We start from the raw sequence: 20,841 nt of genomic DNA, 5'->3' as shown, positions 1-20,841 counted from the left end.
AAAAAAAAATTTTAATTCATTTAAACCAACTTGGTTCTTGACCAGGGGTCCATTTTATATTGCAACCTAAAGAAGGCATCTGCTTTGAAGGATAAGAATTATTTTGATTCAAATCTTTTACAGCAGAGCGCAAATCTTTTCCAGACAGAGGGATATTATTACCTGGTCTACTATCATCTAACTGGCCATGATAAAACAATAAAAAATCACCATCTCCTTCATTTGAAAAAAGATAAAAATCTGGGGTGCAAGCCGCTTTTAATTCCTTAGCAAAATTTTGATTTTCATCATATAGATAAGGAAAACTCCATCCCTGTGATTGTGCTTGTAATCTCAAATTTTTAGGAGAATCTGAAGGATGAGTGACAATATCATTACTAGAAATTGCAACTGTTTGAACTGTATTTTCAATTTCTTTACTTAAGGTGAAAATTTGATTCTCAAGATATTTAACAAATGGGCAATGGGCACAAATAAACATCAAAAGTAAATGCCTTTTATCTAGATTATGAGAATTAAAATATTCATTTTTTGAAGAATTAGCATTTAACATTTGGAAATTAGGTAATTGAAAACCTAATTCCAAAACCATAGAATTTGTTCTGACCATGTTCAAGTTTAAAATTCTTTGATATTTGAAAATTATTGTATATTTTGCAGTAATCCGTAAAGATAGGTACTTTTATATAGGAGAATAATAGAAATAATAAACAAAATGCTTCTAAATCTAACTGGCAAAAAAATTCTTGTTACAGGAATTGCCAATAATCGTTCAATAGCATGGGGTATCGCTCAACAACTTTCAAAAGCTGGCGCAGAACTTGGAATCACATATTTGCCTGATGATAAGGGAAGATTCGAGTCTAAAGTTAGAGAACTAACTGAACCTTTAAACCCATCGTTATTTTTGCCTCTTGATGTTCAAAATCCAGCTCAAATTGAAGAAATCTTTAAAAATATAAAAGACAATTGGGGGCAAATTGACGGATTAGTTCACTGCTTAGCATTTGCAGGACGCGATGAACTGATTGGAGATTATAGTGCTACCACTTCAGAGGGTTTTGATAGGGCTCTTAATATAAGTGCGTATTCGTTAGCACCTTTATGTAAAGCAGCAAAACCACTTTTTAGTGATGGTGCTGGAGTTGTCTCATTAACTTATTTAGGATCAGAAAGGGCGATTCCTAACTATAACGTGATGGGAGTCGCTAAAGCAGCTTTAGAAGCTTCAGTAAGATATCTTTCTGCAGAACTTGGGCCCGAAAAACAAGTCAGAGTTAATGCAATAAGTGCTGGACCTATAAGAACACTTGCTAGTTCTGCTATAGGTGGCATTTTAGATATGATTCACAATGTTGAAGAAAAGGCTCCTTTACGCAGAACAGTCACTCAAACAGAAGTAGGCAATACTGCTGCCTTTTTATTAAGTGATCTCTCTAGCGGGATTTCCGGCCAAACAATTTATGTTGATGCGGGCTACTGCATTAATGGAATGTAAACTACGTTTTTTTGCATAAAAATGTCATCTCTAAGGCAATCTGAAATAAAAAGAAAAACTAATGAAACAGATATTTCTGTATTTATAAATTTAGATGGGAATGGGATTTCCGAGATTGAAACCGGGATACCATTCTTAGATCATATGCTTCATCAAATATCCAGTCATGGTTTATTCGATTTACAAATAAAAGCAATTGGAGATACTCATATTGATGATCATCATACAAATGAAGATGTGGGAATCGCATTAGGCAAGGCATTTTCAAAAGCCTTGGGAGAAAGAAAAGGAATAAGTAGATTTGGACATTTCTTTGCCCCATTAGATGAAGCATTAGTTCAAGTGACTTTAGACTGTTCTGGTAGACCACATCTATCTTATGATCTTCAATTAAAAGCTCCTAGAATAGGAAATTATGATACTGAACTAGTTAAAGAGTTTTTTATTGCATTTGTAAATAACAGTGGTATAACTCTGCATATTAATCAAATAAGAGGTAGTAATTCACATCATATAGTTGAGGCTTGCTTTAAAGCTTTTTCACGAGCGATGAGAATGGCTACCGAAATAGATCTAAGAAGATCTGATTCAATTCCAAGCAGTAAAGGAATGCTAGAAAATCAATAAAATAGGAATTTTTTCGAATCAGCCACAATTGAGTTGATTTTTGGCGAAGATAGATAAAAGTAATTATTTTGTTGTGACTAATTTACAAGATAAAAAAATTAATAAAATTAAAAGTTTTAACAAAGAAGATTGGTCAAGTGCCTATCAAAATGTAGAAAAGGAGCTAACTAAGGAGCCTCTAAAAATTAGCAAAGGTAATAATATTAGAAATTTAAATGGAACATTATTAAGAAATGGACCGGGAAAATTAGAAAGAGGTGGACAATGGGTTCATCATCCATTTGACGGAGATGGAATGATCACGTCCATAAAGTTCGAAGATGGTCAGCCGTTCTTAACAAATAGATTTGTTAAAACTAAAGGCTATTTGGAAGAAGAAAAAATAAATAAATTTATTTATAGAGGTGTTTTTGGAACACAAAAAATTGGAGGGGTTTTAAATAATGCATTAGACCTAAAATTCAAGAATATCGCTAATACTCATGTAGTTAAATTAGGAGATGAAATTCTCGCGTTATGGGAAGCAGCTGGTCCACATGCAATGGATCCTGATAGTCTTGACACTATTGGATTAACAACATTAAAAGGGGTACTCAAGCCTAACGAAGCATTCAGTGCCCATCCCAAAACAGATCTAAACTCAAATGCATCTTCAGAACTTTTAGTCACTTTTGGAGTACAAACCGGGCCAAAAAGTACTATTAGATTAATGGAATTTAATAATGCTGGTACAAATTCTGGAGAGCTCATTTTTGACAGAAAAGATACATTTAATGGCTTTGCATTCCTTCATGATTTCGCAATTACAACTAATTGGGCAATATTCTTACAGAATGCTATAGATTTCAATCCTCTTCCGTTTGTAATGGGTCAAAGAGGTGCAGCACAATGTCTAAAGTCAAACCCAAATAAAAAGGCAAAGTTTTTTATCATCCCTAGAGAAAGTGGATTATTTAGAGGTCAGCCACCTTTAACAATAGATGCTCCAAAAGGATTCGTTTTTCATCATGTAAATGCATTTGAAAAAGATTCCAAAATCGTATTAGATAGTATTTTTTATGATGATTTCCCATCAGTTGGTCCAGACGAGAATTTTAGGGATATTGACTTTGATAAATATCCAGAAGGAAAACTGAAAAGATCAATTATCGATCTAAAGAAAAAAACTAGTGAACTTGAAACTTTAAGTGAGCAATGTTGTGAATTTGCTGTTGTTAATCCTAAGTTTTTAGGATTAACAGCAACTTTTAGTTGGATGGCAAGCACATCTCAAAAGCTGGGGAACGCTCCACTTCAAGCAATAAAAAAAATAAATTTAACTTCTAAGGAAGAGATTTCTTGGTCAGCTGGTCCAAGCGGATTTGTAAGTGAACCAATTATGGTTCCATTAGAAAACTCTTCAAAAGAAGATGAGGGATTTTTATTTATACTTCTATGGAATGGAGAAAGAAGAGGTAGCGATTTAGTGATATTAGACGCAAAAGACTTAAAAGAATTAGCTGTTTATGAATTACCCATTTCAATTCCTCATGGCCTTCATGGATCTTGGGTTAATTGAATTTAAGAAAAAATTTCAATTAAATCTGGAATAATTTTTTTTAATGCTTTACCTCTATGACTACAAGTGTCTTTAATATCATTATTCATTTCTGCGAAAGTTAATCTGGTAGAACTCTCCTCAAAAATTGGGTCATACCCAAAACCACCGTTTCCTCTCGGGTTTAAAATAATATTTCCATGACATTTGGCCTCAGATTCAATAATCAATTCACCATTTGGGGAACAAACACAAATATTGGCAATAAAGAAAGCACTTCTATTTTTAACTCCATCAAGTTCTTTTAAAACTCGTTCAATTCTCTTCTGATCATTTTCTGCATATCTAGATGAGTAGATGCCAGGCTTACCATCTAGTGCTTCAATACAAATTCCTGAATCATCTGCTATTGAGAAATTATTTGTTTTTCTCGAAACTTCACTCGCTTTTTTAATTGCATTATCTCTAAATGTCAGCCCATCCTCTTCAACTTCTAATGATTCTGGCTGGAGTAATAATTTACAATTAACTCCAGAAAGCAATTTCTTATATTCTTCAATTTTGCCTTTATTCTTACTCGCTAAATATAAATTTTTCATCCTTATTTTCCTGAAAAATTAATGAATAATTGACCCCACTCTAATAACTCATCTAAATAAGATTCTTTTGGTGCTTCACAATATAACCTTAAAAGAGGTTCCGTTCCTGAAAATCTAAAAAGAAGCCAAAAATTTTTATCAATTCTCAACTTTATTCCATCAATCTTTGTGATACTTTTTAACTTGTGATTATTAATATTCTTAGGAATATTATCTATGATAAATTCTTTTACATTATTTTTTTCTGACTGATTTGGAAATTTAATATCAATTCTTTTATAAAAACTTGGCCCAAAATCTTTTTGAATTTCATCTAAGGTTTCATATAAATATTGAGATTTTTCAGCAATTCCATTTAATAAAACCATCGCTGCATATAGAGCATCTCTTTCAGGCATGAAGTCACCAAAACCTACTCCACCAGATTCTTCTCCTCCAATAAATATTTTCTCTTTAATCATTTTTTCAGCAATATATTTAAAGCCAACTGGAAGTTCAAAAACATCTCTATTTTGACTCTCTGATATATTTTTAATAATATCTGAACCACTAACAGTCTTTAAAACTGGATAAGAATTATTTTTAATTTTCCCCAAATAGCTAATAAAGTATGGTAGTAAATCTTGAGTACTAGTGTACCTTCCTTTTTCATCAATTGCCGCAATTCTGTCACCATCACCATCAAATATAATTCCTAGAGTTCTCACTTCATTGGTTGAATTTTTTATTAGTATTTGATTTAGTTCATCTACATAATTTAAAAGAGGTTCAGGAGGTTTTCCTCCAAAAAAAGGATCAGCATTTTTCCTAATTTCTGAAATAACTTCTAAATCATTAGAAGCAAAAATCTCAGCCATACAATTTGCAGCTGAACCATGCATAGAATCTACAAAAATTCTCAATTTCATTTTTTTCAATCTATTGGATATAAATTCAATATCAAAAAGGGATTTAATTCGCTCTAAATGAAATTTCTTAATATCTACCAATTGATTAACACCATCTATTTTTTCAATTGAATTTCCAAGCATTAATCTTTTTTCAATTTCACTTGTAAAAGATTCGTCAACTGAACATCCATTAAAGCTTTTTATTTTAAGACCTAGCCAATTATATGGATTATGACTTGCTGTAATTACTAACGCCCCAAGACAACCGGCTTCTTTGGCATAGAAACTACAAGAAGGTGTTGTAACAAAGCTATTAGATAAGATCGGTTCAAAACCACATCCTCTTACAAAAGGTACTATTTGCTTAGCAAATTCACAAGCCATAAATCTACGATCATATCCAATAATAATTTTCTTTGAATTAACTTCTTTATAGTATTGATAATGCAACTCCTGGCATGCAGCAACAGCAACTCTTGAAAGATTAGATAAATTAAAATCAAATCCAATAATTCCTCTCCACCCATCAGTTCCAAATTTTATATTATTTAATTTATCAGCTGTCAAATTTAAAATTTCCTTGATTTCTTTTAATTATCTATACTAATTTATATGAGTAAATTTTAAAACCGCCCTTAAAAAATAATTTGAATTCTCTTCATTTAAAAAGTTTTACAAGATGCAAAAGAAAAGCATGGCTAGATTTTAAGGGAAAAAAATCTTATGAAGTTTGGTCTCCCCATAAAGCTATAGATAAAATTAATCAGTTTCAAATTTTCTCTGAATTTTGTAATGGTGAAATATATACAGGATTAAAAGCCTGTGAAAATGGTTATCAAGGGGTAATTGGATTAAAAATCAAAGGGAATCTTTTACAAAATATTAATGCAGAGATACGTCCACAATTACTTGTAAAGACTAAAGGTAAAAGTAAATGGGGACAATATAAATATATACCTGTTGTTTATAAGTTAGGCCACAAAACCACTAAAGAACATTTATTCGACTTAGCTTTTAGTTCTATGCTGTTGGAATCTTTTCAAGAATCTAAAATTGAGAAAGGATTAGTAATTTCAAGTTTTGATGAAAAAGCTAATATTGAAGAAATTTATTTAAATAAAAAATTAAGAAAAAAAGTTTTGAATGTTTTATTAAGTTTGAATGAATGCTTAGAGGGATTTATGCCAGAAATAACTCAAGATAGAAAAAAATGTACTATTTGTTCATGGCAAAAATTTTGTGACAAAGAAGCAAACGAAAATGGATATCTAACAGATATAGATGGAATAGGATCCAAAACGGCCTCATTACTTATAACAAATGGTATATCTGATACCAAAACATTAGCTTCGTATAGCGAAAAACAACTTGGAGAGAAATTATCTAAATTCAACCATCAAAAGTATGAAAAAGCTTCCATATTTATAAAGCAAGCACAAGCTTATATCTCTGGGAAACCATATTGCATTTCCAATGAAAATGTTAATAACTATCTACTAGAAAAAATATGTTCGGGATTTTACATTTTTGATATTGAGTCAAATCCAGATAATAAACATGACTTTTTATATGGTTTTTTAAAAATAAATAATATATTTACAAAACAAGAAGACCTTATTTATAAACCAATTTTAAATCTTAAAAACAATAAAGGAGAATCTTACAGGAAGATTATTGAAATACTTTTTTCACAGAATGAATGGCCAGTTTTACATTACGGAGAGACTGAAAAGATAGCAATAATTAATGTTGCTAAAAACCTAAATTTTAGTTTTGAAGAAATTGATTCACTTGCCTCAAGATTTATAGACTTACATACCTTAATACGAAAGTCTTGGATATTACCACTAAAAAACTATGGCTTAAAAACTGTTTCTAATTGGCTTGGATTTGAATGGATGCAGAAAAATGTAAGTGGTTCGAAAGCCCTTTATTGGTGGATTCAATATCAAATTACGGGAAACGAAATATTTTTAAAAAAAATTATCCAATATAACAAAGATGATTGTTTGGCTACTCTAAAAATTGCGGAATATTTAATCAAAAATCAATTAAAGAAAAATTGATCCTACAGATTTATTAATAATAATTTTTCCAAAAATTTCTGAAAAAAAATAACTTCCTTCCTCTAAATATTTCCTTTTTATCATTGCTAAACCTTTTATTTGAGAATCCGATTTAAAAAAACTAGTGATTTTGCCTGCAGAAATATCCTTGGCAGAATTTATATATAAATTTTTATCTTCAACGTCTAAATTCAAATTAGATTCAAATGATTGCCAAATTCTTATTTCCTGTTTTAAAGAAGATACGTTTTTTATTTTTGACATTGTTTCTTGTCCTAAATAACAACCTTTATTAAAATCTATAAGATCTTTTAATCCAAGCTCAAGAGGATTATTTCTTCCGTTTATTTCCATTTCTAATGAGGGTATTGCCTGATTAATCTTCCAAAGTTTTAAATCATTGGGATTTAGTAAATTTATTTTATTTTTATATATTTCAAATTCTTTATCTTCTGTTTTGAAGAAAATAGGCTGGAAGGTTCTCCATGAACTAGATTCATCAATTTCCTGAATTCTATTTATCAAGAAAGGTTCACTTAGAACTACATCGTCCGCTGGAAAAATAATTTGATTAAAGTAATCAATTATTTCATTAGTGTTACCCGCCAAGATAATTACTTCTAAGTTTCTTTCAAAAAAATTAATTTCGATTAATGACCTTAGAACTCCATTTGGAGTTAACCAACAAGTTTTGATAACTTTATTTTCTGAATCAAGAATATTACCAGTTGTTATGCCATTCAAAAATTTTCTGGCATCTTTTCCAGTAATAGAAAAACAATCAAATTTTTCAAGCCAAAACTTTTTTTTTATATCTTGCATTTTAAAATAACTATAAAAAGTCTTTTATTGTAAAAAGACTCTTTAATTTAACATTTTCATCTTCAAGGGCTTCTAATCCCCCTTCTTGCCTATCTACTATAGACAAAACTTCTTCAACAACATAATTATTTTCGCGTAACTTTTTTATAGCTTTTATCACTGAACCAGCAGTTGTAACGACATCCTCTAAAACAGTTACCAAAGTTCTTTCTTCTAATGTAGGACCCTCTATTCCAGCTTTGGTACCATAATTTTTGATTTCTTTCCGAATTATTAAACCATCAAGGTCTATGCCATGCAAAGCTGCTTTGACAATTAATCCGCTGACTAAAGGGTCTGCACCTAATGTCAATCCTGCTACAGCTTTTGACCTTGAGTCCTTTAATTCCAAAAATAAATCACTTATTAAGTTTAAGCCTTCGCCATTTAATGACACTGGCTTACAGTTCAAATAATGACTGCTTTTTTTTCCTGAAGATAAAGTAAAATTTCCTTTCTTGTAAGATTTTTCAATTAACTGTTTTAACAATTTTTCTTTATTTAAATCATACTTATTAGAAAATTTGCTCATTAGTAAAAGTTAAATTTATATTTAAAGATTAGAAGAAAAAAAAGAAATCTCACAAAAACTTCCTAAGGAGGTGTTTTTTGAAATATTATTTTTATATTGTATATTGAAATTCAATGTAATTAAAATTACATAAATTCCCTTGGGGGTGTAGCAATCTGGTGAATGCACCAAACTCATAATTTGGCTAAGGCGAGTTCGATCCTCGCCACCCCCATTATTCATTTGTCATTGAATGAAAATAACCCTACTTTTATTTCTTTTATTTTTTCCAGCTTTTTTCGCAGCGAGTGAACTATCTTTTTTATTAATAAGGCCAAGTAAAGTTTTAAGGTTAATAGAAGAAAAAAAGAAAGGAGCATTTTCAATTTTAAAAATTCAAAAACGCTTTAGATCTTCATTAATTGCTTCTCAATTTGGAGTAACAATTTCATTAATTGCAATTGGATGGCTCAGCAATAACCTGGCTAATGATTATTGGAAAAGCAATATTTTATCAAATAGATTTTATGATCTTCTATTATTTTTATTTGTTGTTTTAGTTGTTACTCTTGTTTCTGGACTAATTCCAAAAGCTTTAGTAATTAACAATCCAGAATCTGCCGCATTAATGTTAACCACAATATTTGATGCCGTAAGAAAAGCTATGAATCCTATTGTGAAAACGATAGAATTCTTTGCTAGCGCCTGTTTAGGCTTGTTCAATTTAAATAACAAATGGGATTCTTTAAACTCGGGTTTATCTGCTGGAGAATTAGAAACTCTTATAGAAACAGATAATGTAACAGGTTTAAAACCAGATGAGAAGAATATTCTTGAAGGAGTTTTTGCTTTAAAAGATACACAGGTTAAAGAAGTGATGATTCCAAGATCTGAAATGGTAACTTTGCCAAAAAATATAACCTTTTCAGAACTTATGAAACAAGTTGATAAAACTCGCCATGCTCGCTTCTTTGTGATTGGCGAGTCTTTAGATGATGTATTAGGTGTATTAGATTTGCGTTATCTTGCTAAGCCAATTTCAAAAGGGGAAATGGAAGCCAATACATTATTAGAGCCGTTCCTTTTACCAGTGACAAAAATTATAGAAACATGTTCATTAGCAGAAATATTTCCAATAGTAAGAGACTACAATCCTTTCTTACTAGTAGTTGATGAACACGGTGGTACAGAGGGGCTAATAACTGCAGCTGATCTAAATGGCGAAATAGTTGGAGAGGAAATGCTTAACAATAGAATTAGTTCAGACATGAGAATGTTAGATAATTTCTCTAAAAAATGGTCAATAGCTGGAAAATCAGAAATTATTGATATCAATAAAAAGTTAGGGTGTTCCATCCCAGAAGGAGCAGATTATCATACTCTTGCTGGATTTATGCTAGAGAAATTTCAAATGGTTCCAAAAATTGGGGACGTTTTAGATTTTAATAACATTAAATTTGAAGTTATTTCAATGTCAGGTCCAAAAATTGATCGTGTTAAAATAATTTTTCCCAAAAGCTAAATGTGGCTCCCCATGGAGGATAATGATAATAAATAAATGGATTTGAAATTATGCAACCAACCTCATCACCCGTAAAGGTTGGAGTCATAGGTATAGGGAATATGGGCTGGCATCATGCACGAGTACTAAGTTTGCTTAAAGATGCAAATCTCATTGGAGTAGCAGATCCAAATGAAGAGAGAGGTAAATTAGCTATTGAACAATTTCAATGTGAATGGTTCAAAGATTACAAGGACTTAATTCCAAAAGTTGATGCTATCTGCATAGCTGTGCCTACACTACTTCATCAAAAAGTAGGACTAGATTGTCTCAATGGAGGCACTAACGTACTCATTGAAAAACCAATTGCAGCTAACGAATTAGAAGCAAAATCCTTAATAGAGGCTGCTAATGCAAGTAACTGTCTATTACAAGTTGGTCATATTGAGAGATTTAATCCTGCTTTTAGGGAATTAAATAAAATAGTACATAATGAAGAAATTGTTGTTTTAGAAGCAAGGAGGCATAGTCCTCATGCAGACAGAGCAAATGATGTATCTGTAGTAATGGATTTAATGATTCATGACATTGACCTTGTTTTAGAGCTTGTAAACTCAAAAATACAAAAATTAGCAGCTGTTGGAGGCAGAAATAGCGAAGGATTAATAGATTATGTCAATGCTACTTTAGTTTTTAAAAATAATGTTATTGCAAGCTTAACTGCCAGCAAAATGAGTCACAAAAAAATTAGAAGTTTAAGTGCTCACTGTCAAAATGGTTTAGTAGAAACTGATTTCCTAAATCACTCTTTACAAATCCATCGAAAGTCTCATGAATCATATACTGCAGAACATGGCGAATTAGTTTATAGAAATGATGGATATGTCGAAGAAGTTAGCACAACCTCCATTGAACCTCTTTATGCGGAACTTGAGCATTTTCTTAAATGTGTTCAAGGCAAAGAAATTCCTGAGGTAGATGGTGAGCAAGCCTCAAGAGCTTTAAAAATTGCTGATTTTATAGAGTGTGCTGTAGAAAATTCTGGAGATGCGATTTTACTTGAAAATCCATTCTAATACTGACAATCTAAACTAAGAGAATTTTATTTAAATCCAACTGCAGCTTGCCAAACAAATACCAACAAAAAGAAAAATAAAGGAATAAGTGGAAGAACATCAACAGTTGGAGCAAAGGCCTTGTAAGCCTCAGGCAATTCAGCGAATGTATTAAGTAGAATGAGCACCTTTTTTGATAATTTAATTAATTATGATAAGACGTTACCACGTATGGTGAGCAATAGAGGATGTTTTCCAAGGAGCGAAATCATTTGTAAAACAATTATCTTTAATTGCAGCAGAAATTGCATTGGTAAATCTTATTAAATGGGCAATATTATGCAAACTTATTAGTGTAAGACCTAATATTTCATCATTTCTAATTAGATGATGTATGTATGCACGAGAATAGTGCTTACAGGTTTCGCATTTACAAGTTTTGTCAATCGGAGAAAAGTCATTTTTAAATCGAGCATTTCGTAAATTCAATCTTTCATCATTAAAAAATGCAGTCCCATGTCTTCCTAGTCTTGTAGGCAAAACACAGTCAAATATATCGAATCCATTAGCAACTGCTAAAGAAATTTCTCTTAAAGAGCCAATTCCCATTAAATATCTTGGTTTATTTATTGGTAAGAATTTCGGGACATAATTAATTACACTATGGATTTCTTCGACTGCCTCTCCAACACTTACACCTCCCACTGCTATCCCAGGAAGATCAAAAGAAGTTGTATATTTTGCACTATATTCTCTTAATTTCGGATATTTACCACCTTGAACTATACCGAATAATGCTTGATTGGATTTCTGATGAGTCTCAACACATTTTTGCAACCATAAATGAGTCCTTCGTAAAGAATCCTCAATATCATTTTCGTTAGCTGTATGCGGAGGACAATGATCAAAAGCCATCGCAACATCCGATCCAAGATCCATCTGAATCTGTATTACTTTTTCAGGTGATAAAAATACATGACTACCATCTCTTGGATTTTTAAATTCCACACCTTTATCAGAAATATTGTTTAATTTAGCCAAACTAAAAACTTGATATCCTCCTGAATCAGTAAGAATAGGATTAGGCCAATTCATGAACTTATGTATTCCGCCAGATTCTTTAACTAATTTTTCTCCAGGTTGTAAATGAAGATGAAAGGTATTTGAGAGAATCATTTCTGATCCTGTAGAGGTTAACTGCTTAGATGAAATTCCTTTAACCGTTGCCAAAGTACCCACAGGCATAAATTTTGGAGTGTTTACCAAACCATTTGGTGTATGAAATATACCAGTTCTTGCGCCTGTTCTACTGCAATTACATGTAATTTCAAATTCAAACACGATATTTTATAAAATTTTTTGATCCTTTTTCATTAATCTAACCTATTATTTAATATTGAATCTATTTTTATCTCATCAAAAAATATTTAATAAAAAATTTGGCAGGCTCTTGGATTTTCTATACGACATTTCCAAAGATCCCTTTAATTAATCCCGAATTTAAAAATATTGCACAATTTGCACCTCCTATAGGATTTTTTATTGGGACAATACAGAGTTATATTTTTCTTTTTTTAAGAACAAACTCTTGGTCAATTTATGCATCTGCATTAATTTGTTTGGCTTCGGGATATTTAATTACTGGCGGTCTACACCTAGATGGTTTAATGGATACTTTCGATGGTATTTTTGCAGGTAAAAAGAGACGTTTAAAAGCCATGAAAGACAGTAAAGTTGGTTCCTTTGGAGTGCAAGCTTTAGTTTTTATAACTCTAATTCAAATTGCTTGCATATTAAAAATTCAAAGCCTAATAATTTTTGTTTTACCTATATGCTTATTTTGGGGAAGATTTTCAAATTTATTTTTTATTGAAAAGTTTAAATATATGAGTTATAAGAAAAAATCTATTAGTCACAAAAAGTTTTGGAATGGATTTAAAAAAGAATCTTTGATCTCCATTATTTTTCTTTTAATTTTCATTGCATACCAATTTGTTTCAATTACATCCCAAGCAATATTAATTAAATTTTTAATTCTTATTTTGATTGGTATTTGTTTAAGCTATTATATCCCAAACATACTAGGTAATAAAATTGGGGGCTTCAATGGAGATGCCTGCGGTGCAAGTGTTGTACTAGTTGAAACTGCAATGTTATTTATGCATGCAATTCTTTTATAGGTAGTTCTAAATAGAAAATATTTTTCTTCTTAAGATTTTTTGATTTCTCAGTATTATCAATCGATTTGTTTTCCAGCAATCTCAAATCTCCTCCAATTTGTTTTGCTAATTTCCTCGCCAAAAAAAGTCCCACACCAGTGCCGTCCTTCTTTTTAGCGGCAGATCCTCTAAAACCTTTTTCAAAAATTTTCTCGTTTTCATTTTTGGATATTTTTTTACCATCATCAAATATACAAAGTCCATTACTCGTAATTGCGAGTCCAATTTCAGCATCTTTTTGGGCATATTTAAACGCATTTTCTAATAAATTGGCCACAATTTCAGCAATTACAGCGTATTTTGCCTTTAATGGCGAAATAGTCCAATCTGGCCAAAGAGAAGGTTCAGTCCAATCTCTATTCTCTAAGTCCGCATTAGCTTTACCTCTTTCTAATATTGGCCTCAATAAACTCTGAACAGTTATTACCTTTTTATTATCTAAATTTGGTGGTAATAATAATCTTTCTTCTCCAATTTCAAGAGGAAGTTGAACAGGTGAATTTAATTTCGCAAAAGAATTCATATATTGATTAATTTGTTTTTGCTCTATTATCATGCGTTCGACTATTTCAATAGAATCATCATCTGAACCAAGTCTTTTTATTAGTAATTTTGCATATGTCCTAATAGCGGCCAATGGATTCCTTAATTGATGGATTATGACATTGACCTGATTTTTTAAATAATTGATTTCTTCATTCTTATTTTGACGTTCTAATTCGATAGAGACGCATTTAGCTAAAGATATTGAAAGCGCTTTTAATCTAGAATCTAGAGATACTGGCCAATTCCCTCCTTTTAAATCAGTTTCTACCCTAAGGACACCAAGTAGAATATCGTTTTCTTGTAGCGGGTACCATCTTCTATTAGGCGATGAAACCTTTAGTGAAGGATCATCTTCTATTGAAGTAAGAAGCCTATCAATTTGTGGCCATTGACCAATCATCTCAAAAGATGCTTTAGTTCCTTGCTTAGCTGAAGCAAGATACATTACTAAATTAGTCACGCCCATTGAGCAACCAAAACTCTCTAGCTGTTTTAAAATGAGTTCTTCAAATTTTTTTGAAAGATTCATAATTAATGAAATTTTGAGAAATTTTTTTAAAAAAAACTTGAAAAAGGGCTTGTAAAATATGAAAAAAGTATTAAGATATATAAAGAGGTCTGACTTTAGCCAGCCTTAAATATGAATATTTATTCATATTTTAAGCTACATCAGGGGTTGATGGGTCCTCTATGTAATTTGAAGTGAATTTTAAATCACATATATAAGATTAGTAAAAATAAATAAGACTAATCTCATTAATAATTTCAGGAGTACCAATCAATGTCAAAAAAAAGAAAAAGAATCAGCAGAAGGAGATTGGCTGGCCAAAGAGTAATGGCTCATGTACCTATTTATCATATCGAAACTGGTAAACATAAACCAGTTACAGCAGCAAGAAGATTCATAGCTGAAAATGGTCTTTCTGCGCCTTCAGTTTTCAATGTCAGAAGAAATGAACACACCACCGATAGATTTTTTTGGGGTGAAAAAGGGTTATTTAGCGCCCAATATGCTGAAGAAAATCATTTTCTATTTCCATCACTAAAAGTTGTAGTTGAAGGAATTGGTGAAGAAAAAATATTTGAGGGTCTAGAACTTACTGCAGATGATTGGGAAGAGATTGAAGAATATGAATATGCTTTTGTTTAAAAAATATTACTTATATTTGAACTTATAAAATTTATTAATTTTGAATCAATTTGATGAAATCCATCGAATTCTAATAATTCACAAAATTTAGAAGACTTACTTTTTACCTTTTCATAAATAGTCCTAGAAGCATCTATAGGCACAACGTTATCAAATAAACCATGACTAATAATCAATGGCGAGAATTTTTCTTTCGGGTCCCAGTTGGGATGAGGATAACCACTACAAGCAACAATTAATCCAAAATTTAACTTGAATCCCGCATCAATTGCCATTGCCGCCCCCTGAGAGAATCCCAACAAAATTGTTTTTCTTAGTGGAATCTGGTAAGTATCAAATTTATTTAATGTAACTAAAAGTTTATTTACTTCAACCTCAGCTCCATTCCAATCATGTGGGTATAATCCATACCACTGTCTTCCCTGACCGCTTGGGTGTAATCCAGGAGCCCTCAAAGAAATTACCTCAAAATCAAGATTTATTTTTTCAGTCATCTCCTTTCCAAATGATAAAAGATCATCTGAATCAGCTCCCCAACCATGCATCAAAATAATTCTATGAGTTGCAGTTTGAGAGCTAATCGAGACAAATTCATGATTAATAGCATATTTCATGTTTATATTCTTAGGTAAGTAAACTTTCCCATAATGTCTCCATTAGCTTTAGTGAGTGTCTCTGATAAAAAAAATATAATCCCATTTTGTAAGGAATTGGTAGAGCAATTTAATTATAAAATTCTATCAAGTGGAGGAACTGCCAAACATCTTATAGAGGCAAAAATTCCAGTTATTAAAGTTGCTGATTTTACTAATTCTCCAGAAATTCTTGGAGGTAGAGTTAAAACTTTACATCCAAAAATACACGGGGGGATATTAGCTAAAAGAACTGATGCGGGACATAAAAAAGATGTAGAAGCTAACAATCTTGAGTTAATTGACTTAGTTGTTGTAAATTTATATCCTTTTAAAAAAACTGTAGATCAGGGAGCTAAATGGGAAGATGCTATTGAAAATATCGATATAGGAGGGCCATCTATGATTCGTTCTGCAGCTAAAAATCATAAAGATGTTTCCGTTTTAGTAGATCCTAGTCAGTATCAAAATTTTCTTGAAGAAAGTAAAAAAGGTGAATTGAAAGACTCATATAAATCAAAATTAGCCCTTGAAGCTTTTCAACATACAGCAGACTATGACACTGCAATATCTAATTGGATAAGCAAAGAAAGAGATTTACAATCTTCAAAATATATTGAATCTTATCCACTAATCAAAACCTTAAGATATGGGGAGAATCCGCATCAAAAAGCTTTCTGGTATGGTTTTAGTAACGTTGGATGGAACTCAGCAGAACAATTACAAGGAAAAGACTTAAGTTATAACAATCTATTAGATCTAGAGTCGGCACTTTCAACAGTTTTAGAATTTGGCTACGCAGAAAAAGATGAACCTACAACCGACATGTTTGCATCTGTCATTTTAAAACACAATAATCCGTGTGGTGCTTCTATAAGTAATTCAGCTTCTAAAGCGTTTTTGAATGCTTTGGAATGCGACTCTGTTAGTGCCTTTGGAGGAATAGTCGCTTTTAATTCAAATATTGATAGTGAGACCGCAATTCACCTCAAAGATATTTTCTTAGAGTGTGTCGTCGCTCCATCTTTTGATGAGAAAGCTTTAGAAATTTTAAAAGTTAAAAAGAATTTAAGAATTTTAAAGTTTTCAAAAGATCAACTTCCAAAAAAGAATCAAAATTCTACTAAATCAATAATGGGAGGATTACTAGTTCAAGATACTGACGATAGTGAAGAAAAAATTGAAAATTGGATTTCAGTAACTAATAAAAAGCCTAGTAATCAAATTAACTTAGATCTAAATTTTGCATGGAAAATTTGTAAACACGTTAAATCTAATGCCATTGTTATTGCAAAAGACCAAAAAACTATTGGTATTGGAGCTGGTCAAATGAATAGAGTTGGAGCAGCAAAAATTGCATTAAAATCAGCTGGCAGGTTATGTTCTGGTGCTGTCTTGGCCAGCGATGGGTTTTTCCCATTTGCAGATACTGTAGAACTAGCAAATGAGTATGGAATAAAAGCTATTATCCAACCTGGAGGAAGTTTAAGAGATCAAGAAAGTATTGACATGTGCAATTTAAAAGAAATCTCAATGGTATTTACGCAAAAAAGGCACTTCTTACATTAAATTATGTTGATTTTGGATAATATGTAATCTTGTTAGTTTTTCTGAATAAAGATAACCTGCCTGGACCTGCACAAAGAAAGTAGAGAGAAATAGCCCCATATATAAAAGACAATTCGAAAGCATAATTATGACCTTCAACAACTGCCAAAGGAAAACCTTCTAGTCCAGTATCAAGGAGATGAAAATAAACTGCAAATGCCATGGTTGAGAATAGACCAAGAGAAGAAAGCCTCGCAAAAATCCCTAAAGCCAATCCAAATGGGCATACCAGTTGAGTAATTGCTGCTCCAAAAGTCCAAATAACAGGATCACCAGGCAAAAATGGGAAATACTTACCAACTACAAACTCAGCAAAACCCTGCGGATCCTGAAGTTTTTCTAGGCCATGATGAATCATCAAAGCACAAAAGCCGATTCTTAAAACAAAAATCGATAGTTCTCCAAGGATATTTACTTCTGACCCTGACGATGAATTGGCAACTACAACTTCAACTTTTTGGGGCGCTTTAGTTCTATTCATACTTGCAGTTTGAACCTGATTAGTTTGTGCTTTGTCTTCCATACTTCATTAATTTTTCATTATTCTAGTTAATAAAGTAGATTTTTTGGAATTATCTTACTAATAAATTAAAAAAACTAAGCAAATCTATAAATGAATAACAAATTCAGGAAGCAATATCAATTAACTTTTCAATAACATCTGCAACAACCTTATCAGGAGTAGATGCACCTGAGGTAATTCCAACATTAATTTTTCCATTAGGTAGAAAATTATTTTTAAGTTCTAATTCTGAACCTAATGGTTTATGAAATATTGAGTTTTCTTTAACTGATATCCTCTCTGGTGTATCAATGTGAAAAGAAGAAATATTTTTATTAATTGCTATTTCTTGTAGGTGAGTAGTATTAGAAGAATTAAAGCCCCCAATAACTACTAAAATATCAAGGTCTTCATCAACCAAAGAGAACATTGCATCTTGCCTTTCTTCAGTTGCATCACAAATAGTATTAAAAGCTAAAAAGTGACTATTTAAGTTTTCTGGTCCAAATTTCTTCAACATCGTCCTTTCAAAAACCTTTCCAATTTCCTCAGTCTCGCTCTTAAGCATAGTTGTCTGATTTGCAACTCCCACTCTATCTAAATCTTTATCAGGATCAAATCCATTAGAACAAGCTTTAGCAAATTTATTCATAAACTCATTTCTATTACCTCTCCCCAGAATATAGTTAGAAACATAGTTAGCTTCTTCTAGATCAAGTACAACTAAATATTTACCCGCGAATGAACTTGTAGCGAGAGTCTCTTCATGTTTAAATTTTCCGTGAATAATAGATGTGAAAACATGTTTTTTATGTTTTTCAACTGTATGCCAAACCTTAGAAACCCATGGACAAGTTGTATCAATGATATGACAACCTTTCTCATGCAAGAGTTTCATTTCTTGAACAGTAGCTCCGAAAGCAGGGAGTATCACAACATCCCCATTAGAAACTAAAGAAAAATCTTTAATTCCATTTTTAGCTGAGATGAATTTTACATTCATTTTTCTTAAATGATCATTAACCGAGGGATTATGAATTATTTCGTTTGTTATCCAAATATTCTCATTTGGGTAATGTCTTCTAGTTTCATAAGCCATTGCAACGGCTCGTTCAACTCCCCAACAGAAACCGAAGGCTTGGGCCAACTTAATATTTAGTCTACCTTTAGTGTAAGTAAAATTATTATCTCTAATAGAACTTATCAAATCACTTTGGTAAGCTTCTTCTAACGCTTGAGCTCTTTTTGTTGGAGAATCGAAACCCCTTCTATTGTATCTATCAGAATGATGAAGGGATCGTCTAAAAGCTTGAGTATCCATTTTCCTATATTACAACGTTTTAAATAATTTTTCGTAAAAAAAAAGAAACCTGACATAAGTCAGGTTTCTTAAATTAATTTTTAGTTAGATTATTTAGCAGATGCAAAGTCTGGATAAGCTTCCATTCCATGCTCTCCTATATCTAAGCCTTGAGTCTCTTCCTCTTCAGATACTCGGATTCCACCGAATAATCCTCCAATTACAGACCAGGCAATCCAGCAAGTAACCAGTGTCCAAATAGCATAAGCTGCGGCACCAAGAGCTTGAACTAGAAGAAGGGTAATACCTCCGCCATTGAACAATCCCATACCTGCTCCATCACCTTGTACAGCTGTACCCCAAAGACCGATAACAACAGTACCCCATACACCACAAACTCCGTGAACAGAGAATGCGCCTACAGGATCATCGATCTCAGCGGCATCAAGTGCTGCAACTGAAAATACAACAATTATTCCTCCCACTAGTCCTGCAAACCAGGCTCCAGCAAGAGTCATATCACCACAACCGGCAGTGATACTAACCAAACCAGCAAGGATTCCGTTAATTATCATTGTAAGATCAGGCTTTCCAGAAGTTAATGTTGAAACAATAGTTGCACCAATAGCACCAGCTGCTGCTGCCAAAGTAGTTGTTACAGCAACATATGGAACCCATTGATCCATAGCAAGTTGAGAACCGGGGTTAAATCCATACCAACCTATCCATAGAACTAATGCACCTAGAGTAGCTATAGCCATGTTGTGTCCTGGCATAGCCTGTGGTTTCCCATCAGAGTATTTGCCAATTCTTGGTCCAAGAAGCATAGCTCCTACAAGACCCGCCCATGCTCCAACTGAGTGAACAATTGAAGAACCAGCAAAGTCTACAAAACCTAAAGAATCAAGCCAACCACCATTCCATTTCCAGCTACCAGCAATTGGATATATAAATGCAGTTAATACGACAGCAAAAACAACAAATTCTCCAAATTTAACTCTTTCAGCAACAAGACCGGATACGATAGTTGCCGCAGTTCCTGCAAATGCAGACTGGAACAAGAAATCAACTGTTGGGACTAATCCAGCATCAGTTACCATATCTGCAGTAACTGTTGGATCAAAAAATAAGCCTCCAAAATAAAGCCATCCGTCAGCAACACTACCTCCGTACATTAATGAATAGCCGATAAACCAATAAGAGGTTACAGCTAGAGCAAATACGAATAGGTTTTTAGCAAGGATGTTTACCGCGTTCTTAGAACGACACATACCTGCCTCAACCATAGCGAAACCAGCGTTCATAAAGATCACTAAAATAGTAGCGATCAAAAGCCATAAATTGTTAGCAAGAAAAGCTGCATTCAACTCAGGTAAATCAGCTGCGTGAGCTGAAAGATTAAAAATACCTAAACCAAACAAAGCTAAAGGAACAGTCGCAAGCCACAACATTGAGCGGTTTGAACTAAATCCTCGAATACTCCTCAAAAGGAGCATAGGTCCATTAACAAGACTTGCATCTTGTAGTCTGGACCTAGAGCGCCTTTGAGGCGTTTGCAAAGCAGTGGTCATAAAAAAAAATTAGATCTGCAAAAAAACAGTTTGTGCTGTTTCCTTTCATATTCAATTTTGCTCAAAAAACTTATTAGTGTCTAGTAGTCGTTGTTACCAATTTAATAGTTGCGCCTTAAAACTATATCTGTTAAATTTAAAAAATTTTTTTTTAAGAGTTTCAAATTA

The 20,841-nt window shown here is 32.3% G+C and carries 21 protein-coding genes and 1 tRNA gene; 10 read left to right on the top strand and 12 right to left on the bottom strand.

Translation table 11 applies throughout. From position 1 onward, the window contains the following. Positions 1 to 16: 16 nt before the first annotated feature. A complete protein-coding gene (locus HA152_RS01485; protein ID WP_209132847.1) occupies positions 17 to 610 on the bottom strand; it encodes a thioredoxin family protein in 594 nt (197 codons plus the stop codon). A 105-nt stretch (positions 611 to 715) separates the two neighbouring features. Here HA152_RS01485 and fabI point away from each other — a divergent pair, with 105 nt between their 5' ends. From fabI to HA152_RS01470, 3 genes are all read left to right on the top strand, one after another. Next, the gene (gene fabI, locus HA152_RS01480) at positions 716 to 1,498 is read left to right on the top strand and encodes an enoyl-ACP reductase FabI (protein WP_025893966.1); all 783 of its coding nucleotides are present in this window, start codon (positions 716 to 718) and stop codon (positions 1,496 to 1,498) included. A gap of 21 nt (positions 1,499 to 1,519) precedes the next feature. Beyond that, positions 1,520 to 2,125 (top strand): imidazoleglycerol-phosphate dehydratase HisB, encoded by a 606-nt coding sequence (gene hisB, locus HA152_RS01475; RefSeq protein WP_209132845.1) that lies wholly within the window; start codon positions 1,520 to 1,522, stop codon positions 2,123 to 2,125. Positions 2,126 to 2,198: 73 nt separating this feature from the next. Further along, entirely contained in the window at positions 2,199 to 3,683 is a 1,485-nt protein-coding gene (locus tag HA152_RS01470) for a carotenoid oxygenase family protein (RefSeq protein WP_209132842.1), read from the top strand. 2 nt (positions 3,684 to 3,685) lie between these two features. Here the strand turns inward: HA152_RS01470 and rdgB are convergent, their stop codons facing one another. Both rdgB and HA152_RS01460 read right to left on the bottom strand, forming a co-directional pair. Further along, complete coding sequence (gene rdgB, locus HA152_RS01465; protein WP_209132834.1) at positions 3,686 to 4,261, bottom strand: RdgB/HAM1 family non-canonical purine NTP pyrophosphatase; 576 nt, start codon at positions 4,259 to 4,261, stop codon at positions 3,686 to 3,688. Between the two features lie 2 nt (positions 4,262 to 4,263). After that, positions 4,264 to 5,718 (bottom strand): phosphoglucomutase/phosphomannomutase family protein, encoded by a 1,455-nt coding sequence (locus HA152_RS01460; protein ID WP_209132825.1) that lies wholly within the window; start codon positions 5,716 to 5,718, stop codon positions 4,264 to 4,266. Between the two features lie 80 nt (positions 5,719 to 5,798). Here HA152_RS01460 and HA152_RS01455 point away from each other — a divergent pair, with 80 nt between their 5' ends. Beyond that, positions 5,799 to 7,217 (top strand): TM0106 family RecB-like putative nuclease, encoded by a 1,419-nt coding sequence (locus tag HA152_RS01455; RefSeq protein WP_209132823.1) that lies wholly within the window; start codon positions 5,799 to 5,801, stop codon positions 7,215 to 7,217. On the opposite strand, the gene HA152_RS01450 is transcribed toward HA152_RS01455, so the two are convergent. Together HA152_RS01450 and pyrE are read right to left on the bottom strand one after the other, a co-directional pair. Next, positions 7,203 to 8,039 (bottom strand): folate-binding protein YgfZ, encoded by an 837-nt coding sequence (locus HA152_RS01450; RefSeq protein ID WP_209132821.1) that lies wholly within the window; start codon positions 8,037 to 8,039, stop codon positions 7,203 to 7,205. The two genes, HA152_RS01455 and HA152_RS01450, sit on opposite strands and share 15 nt — an antisense overlap. A gap of 10 nt (positions 8,040 to 8,049) precedes the next feature. Then, on the bottom strand, positions 8,050 to 8,610 hold the full coding sequence (gene pyrE, locus HA152_RS01445; RefSeq protein ID WP_209132819.1) for an orotate phosphoribosyltransferase: 561 nt from the start codon (positions 8,608 to 8,610) through the stop codon (positions 8,050 to 8,052). A gap of 141 nt (positions 8,611 to 8,751) precedes the next feature. Here pyrE and HA152_RS01440 point away from each other — a divergent pair. The 3 genes from HA152_RS01440 to HA152_RS01430 all read left to right on the top strand — a co-directional run bounded on the left by HA152_RS01440 (position 8,752) and on the right by HA152_RS01430 (position 11,166). Continuing rightward, positions 8,752 to 8,824: transfer RNA gene (locus HA152_RS01440), tRNA-Ile, on the top strand. An 18-nt stretch (positions 8,825 to 8,842) separates the two neighbouring features. After that, the gene (locus HA152_RS01435; protein WP_209132817.1) at positions 8,843 to 10,111 is read left to right on the top strand and encodes a hemolysin family protein; all 1,269 of its coding nucleotides are present in this window, start codon (positions 8,843 to 8,845) and stop codon (positions 10,109 to 10,111) included. Positions 10,112 to 10,161: 50 nt separating this feature from the next. Then, positions 10,162 to 11,166 carry a Gfo/Idh/MocA family protein gene (locus HA152_RS01430; RefSeq protein WP_209132815.1) on the top strand — a complete coding sequence of 335 codons (1,005 nt, stop codon included), beginning with the start codon at positions 10,162 to 10,164 and terminating at the stop codon, positions 11,164 to 11,166. 26 nt (positions 11,167 to 11,192) lie between these two features. Here the strand turns inward: HA152_RS01430 and HA152_RS01425 are convergent, their stop codons facing one another. Continuing rightward, complete coding sequence (locus HA152_RS01425) at positions 11,193 to 11,333, bottom strand: photosystem II reaction center protein K (protein ID WP_002805418.1); 141 nt, start codon at positions 11,331 to 11,333, stop codon at positions 11,193 to 11,195. A 34-nt stretch (positions 11,334 to 11,367) separates the two neighbouring features. Beyond that, positions 11,368 to 12,486, bottom strand: coding sequence for a tRNA guanosine(34) transglycosylase Tgt (gene tgt, locus HA152_RS01420; protein WP_209132813.1), 1,119 nt, complete (start codon positions 12,484 to 12,486; stop codon positions 11,368 to 11,370). Between the two features lie 98 nt (positions 12,487 to 12,584). Here tgt and HA152_RS01415 point away from each other — a divergent pair, with 98 nt between their 5' ends. Beyond that, the gene (locus HA152_RS01415) at positions 12,585 to 13,325 is read left to right on the top strand and encodes an adenosylcobinamide-GDP ribazoletransferase (RefSeq protein ID WP_209132811.1); all 741 of its coding nucleotides are present in this window, start codon (positions 12,585 to 12,587) and stop codon (positions 13,323 to 13,325) included. On the opposite strand, the gene HA152_RS01410 is transcribed toward HA152_RS01415, so the two are convergent. Further along, positions 13,303 to 14,439 carry a sensor histidine kinase gene (locus tag HA152_RS01410; RefSeq protein ID WP_209132809.1) on the bottom strand — a complete coding sequence of 379 codons (1,137 nt, stop codon included), beginning with the start codon at positions 14,437 to 14,439 and terminating at the stop codon, positions 13,303 to 13,305. The genes HA152_RS01415 and HA152_RS01410 overlap by 23 nt on opposite strands. Before the next feature lie 252 nt (positions 14,440 to 14,691). Between HA152_RS01410 and HA152_RS01405 the strand changes: the two genes are divergently transcribed. After that, the gene (locus HA152_RS01405) at positions 14,692 to 15,060 is read left to right on the top strand and encodes a DUF3155 domain-containing protein (RefSeq protein WP_011817760.1); all 369 of its coding nucleotides are present in this window, start codon (positions 14,692 to 14,694) and stop codon (positions 15,058 to 15,060) included. Here HA152_RS01405 and HA152_RS01400 read toward each other — a convergent pair. Next, entirely contained in the window at positions 15,057 to 15,674 is a 618-nt protein-coding gene (locus tag HA152_RS01400) for an alpha/beta hydrolase (RefSeq protein WP_209132807.1), read from the bottom strand. The genes HA152_RS01405 and HA152_RS01400 overlap by 4 nt on opposite strands. A 33-nt stretch (positions 15,675 to 15,707) precedes the next feature. Between HA152_RS01400 and purH the strand changes: the two genes are divergently transcribed. Then, positions 15,708 to 17,261: a bifunctional phosphoribosylaminoimidazolecarboxamide formyltransferase/IMP cyclohydrolase gene (gene purH / locus HA152_RS01395; RefSeq protein WP_209132805.1), complete on the top strand. Its 1,554-nt coding sequence runs from the start codon at positions 15,708 to 15,710 to the stop codon at positions 17,259 to 17,261. Position 17,262: 1 nt separating this feature from the next. Here the strand turns inward: purH and HA152_RS01390 are convergent, their stop codons facing one another. From HA152_RS01390 to HA152_RS01380, 3 genes are all read right to left on the bottom strand, one after another. After that, on the bottom strand, positions 17,263 to 17,823 hold the full coding sequence (locus HA152_RS01390) for a DoxX family protein (RefSeq protein WP_209132802.1): 561 nt from the start codon (positions 17,821 to 17,823) through the stop codon (positions 17,263 to 17,265). A gap of 103 nt (positions 17,824 to 17,926) precedes the next feature. Further along, positions 17,927 to 19,123, bottom strand: a complete 1,197-nt coding sequence (locus HA152_RS01385; RefSeq protein WP_209132800.1) for a 4-hydroxy-3-methylbut-2-enyl diphosphate reductase — start codon at positions 19,121 to 19,123, stop codon at positions 17,927 to 17,929. A gap of 89 nt (positions 19,124 to 19,212) precedes the next feature. Further along, entirely contained in the window at positions 19,213 to 20,673 is a 1,461-nt protein-coding gene (locus HA152_RS01380; RefSeq protein WP_011817755.1) for an ammonium transporter, read from the bottom strand. Between the last annotated feature and the right edge of the window lie 168 nt (positions 20,674 to 20,841).

The sequence above is a fragment of the Prochlorococcus marinus XMU1412 genome (assembly GCF_017696315.1).
GTDB classification, from domain to species: Bacteria; Cyanobacteriota; Cyanobacteriia; order PCC-6307; family Cyanobiaceae; genus Prochlorococcus_A; species Prochlorococcus_A marinus_AF.
The sequence above is the reverse complement of the archived record's forward strand: the minus strand, read 5'-3'. Positions and strand labels throughout refer to the sequence as shown.

Coding starts and splice junctions, on each gene's coding strand:
- HA152_RS01485 (WP_209132847.1), bottom strand. CDS start 610: ATGGTCAGAACAAATTCTATGGTTTTGGAATTAGGTTTTCAATTACCT.
- fabI (WP_025893966.1), top strand. CDS start 716: ATGCTTCTAAATCTAACTGGCAAAAAAATTCTTGTTACAGGAATTGCC.
- hisB (WP_209132845.1), top strand. CDS start 1,520: ATGTCATCTCTAAGGCAATCTGAAATAAAAAGAAAAACTAATGAAACA.
- rdgB (WP_209132834.1), bottom strand. CDS start 4,261: ATGAAAAATTTATATTTAGCGAGTAAGAATAAAGGCAAAATTGAAGAA.
- HA152_RS01450 (WP_209132821.1), bottom strand. CDS start 8,039: ATGCAAGATATAAAAAAAAAGTTTTGGCTTGAAAAATTTGATTGTTTT.
- pyrE (WP_209132819.1), bottom strand. CDS start 8,610: ATGAGCAAATTTTCTAATAAGTATGATTTAAATAAAGAAAAATTGTTA.
- HA152_RS01435 (WP_209132817.1), top strand. CDS start 8,843: ATGAAAATAACCCTACTTTTATTTCTTTTATTTTTTCCAGCTTTTTTC.
- HA152_RS01430 (WP_209132815.1), top strand. CDS start 10,162: ATGCAACCAACCTCATCACCCGTAAAGGTTGGAGTCATAGGTATAGGG.
- HA152_RS01410 (WP_209132809.1), bottom strand. CDS start 14,439: ATGAATCTTTCAAAAAAATTTGAAGAACTCATTTTAAAACAGCTAGAG.
- HA152_RS01405 (WP_011817760.1), top strand. CDS start 14,692: ATGTCAAAAAAAAGAAAAAGAATCAGCAGAAGGAGATTGGCTGGCCAA.
- HA152_RS01400 (WP_209132807.1), bottom strand. CDS start 15,674: ATGAAATATGCTATTAATCATGAATTTGTCTCGATTAGCTCTCAAACT.
- purH (WP_209132805.1), top strand. CDS start 15,708: ATGTCTCCATTAGCTTTAGTGAGTGTCTCTGATAAAAAAAATATAATC.
- HA152_RS01390 (WP_209132802.1), bottom strand. CDS start 17,823: ATGGAAGACAAAGCACAAACTAATCAGGTTCAAACTGCAAGTATGAAT.
- HA152_RS01385 (WP_209132800.1), bottom strand. CDS start 19,123: ATGGATACTCAAGCTTTTAGACGATCCCTTCATCATTCTGATAGATAC.
- HA152_RS01380 (WP_011817755.1), bottom strand. CDS start 20,673: ATGACCACTGCTTTGCAAACGCCTCAAAGGCGCTCTAGGTCCAGACTA.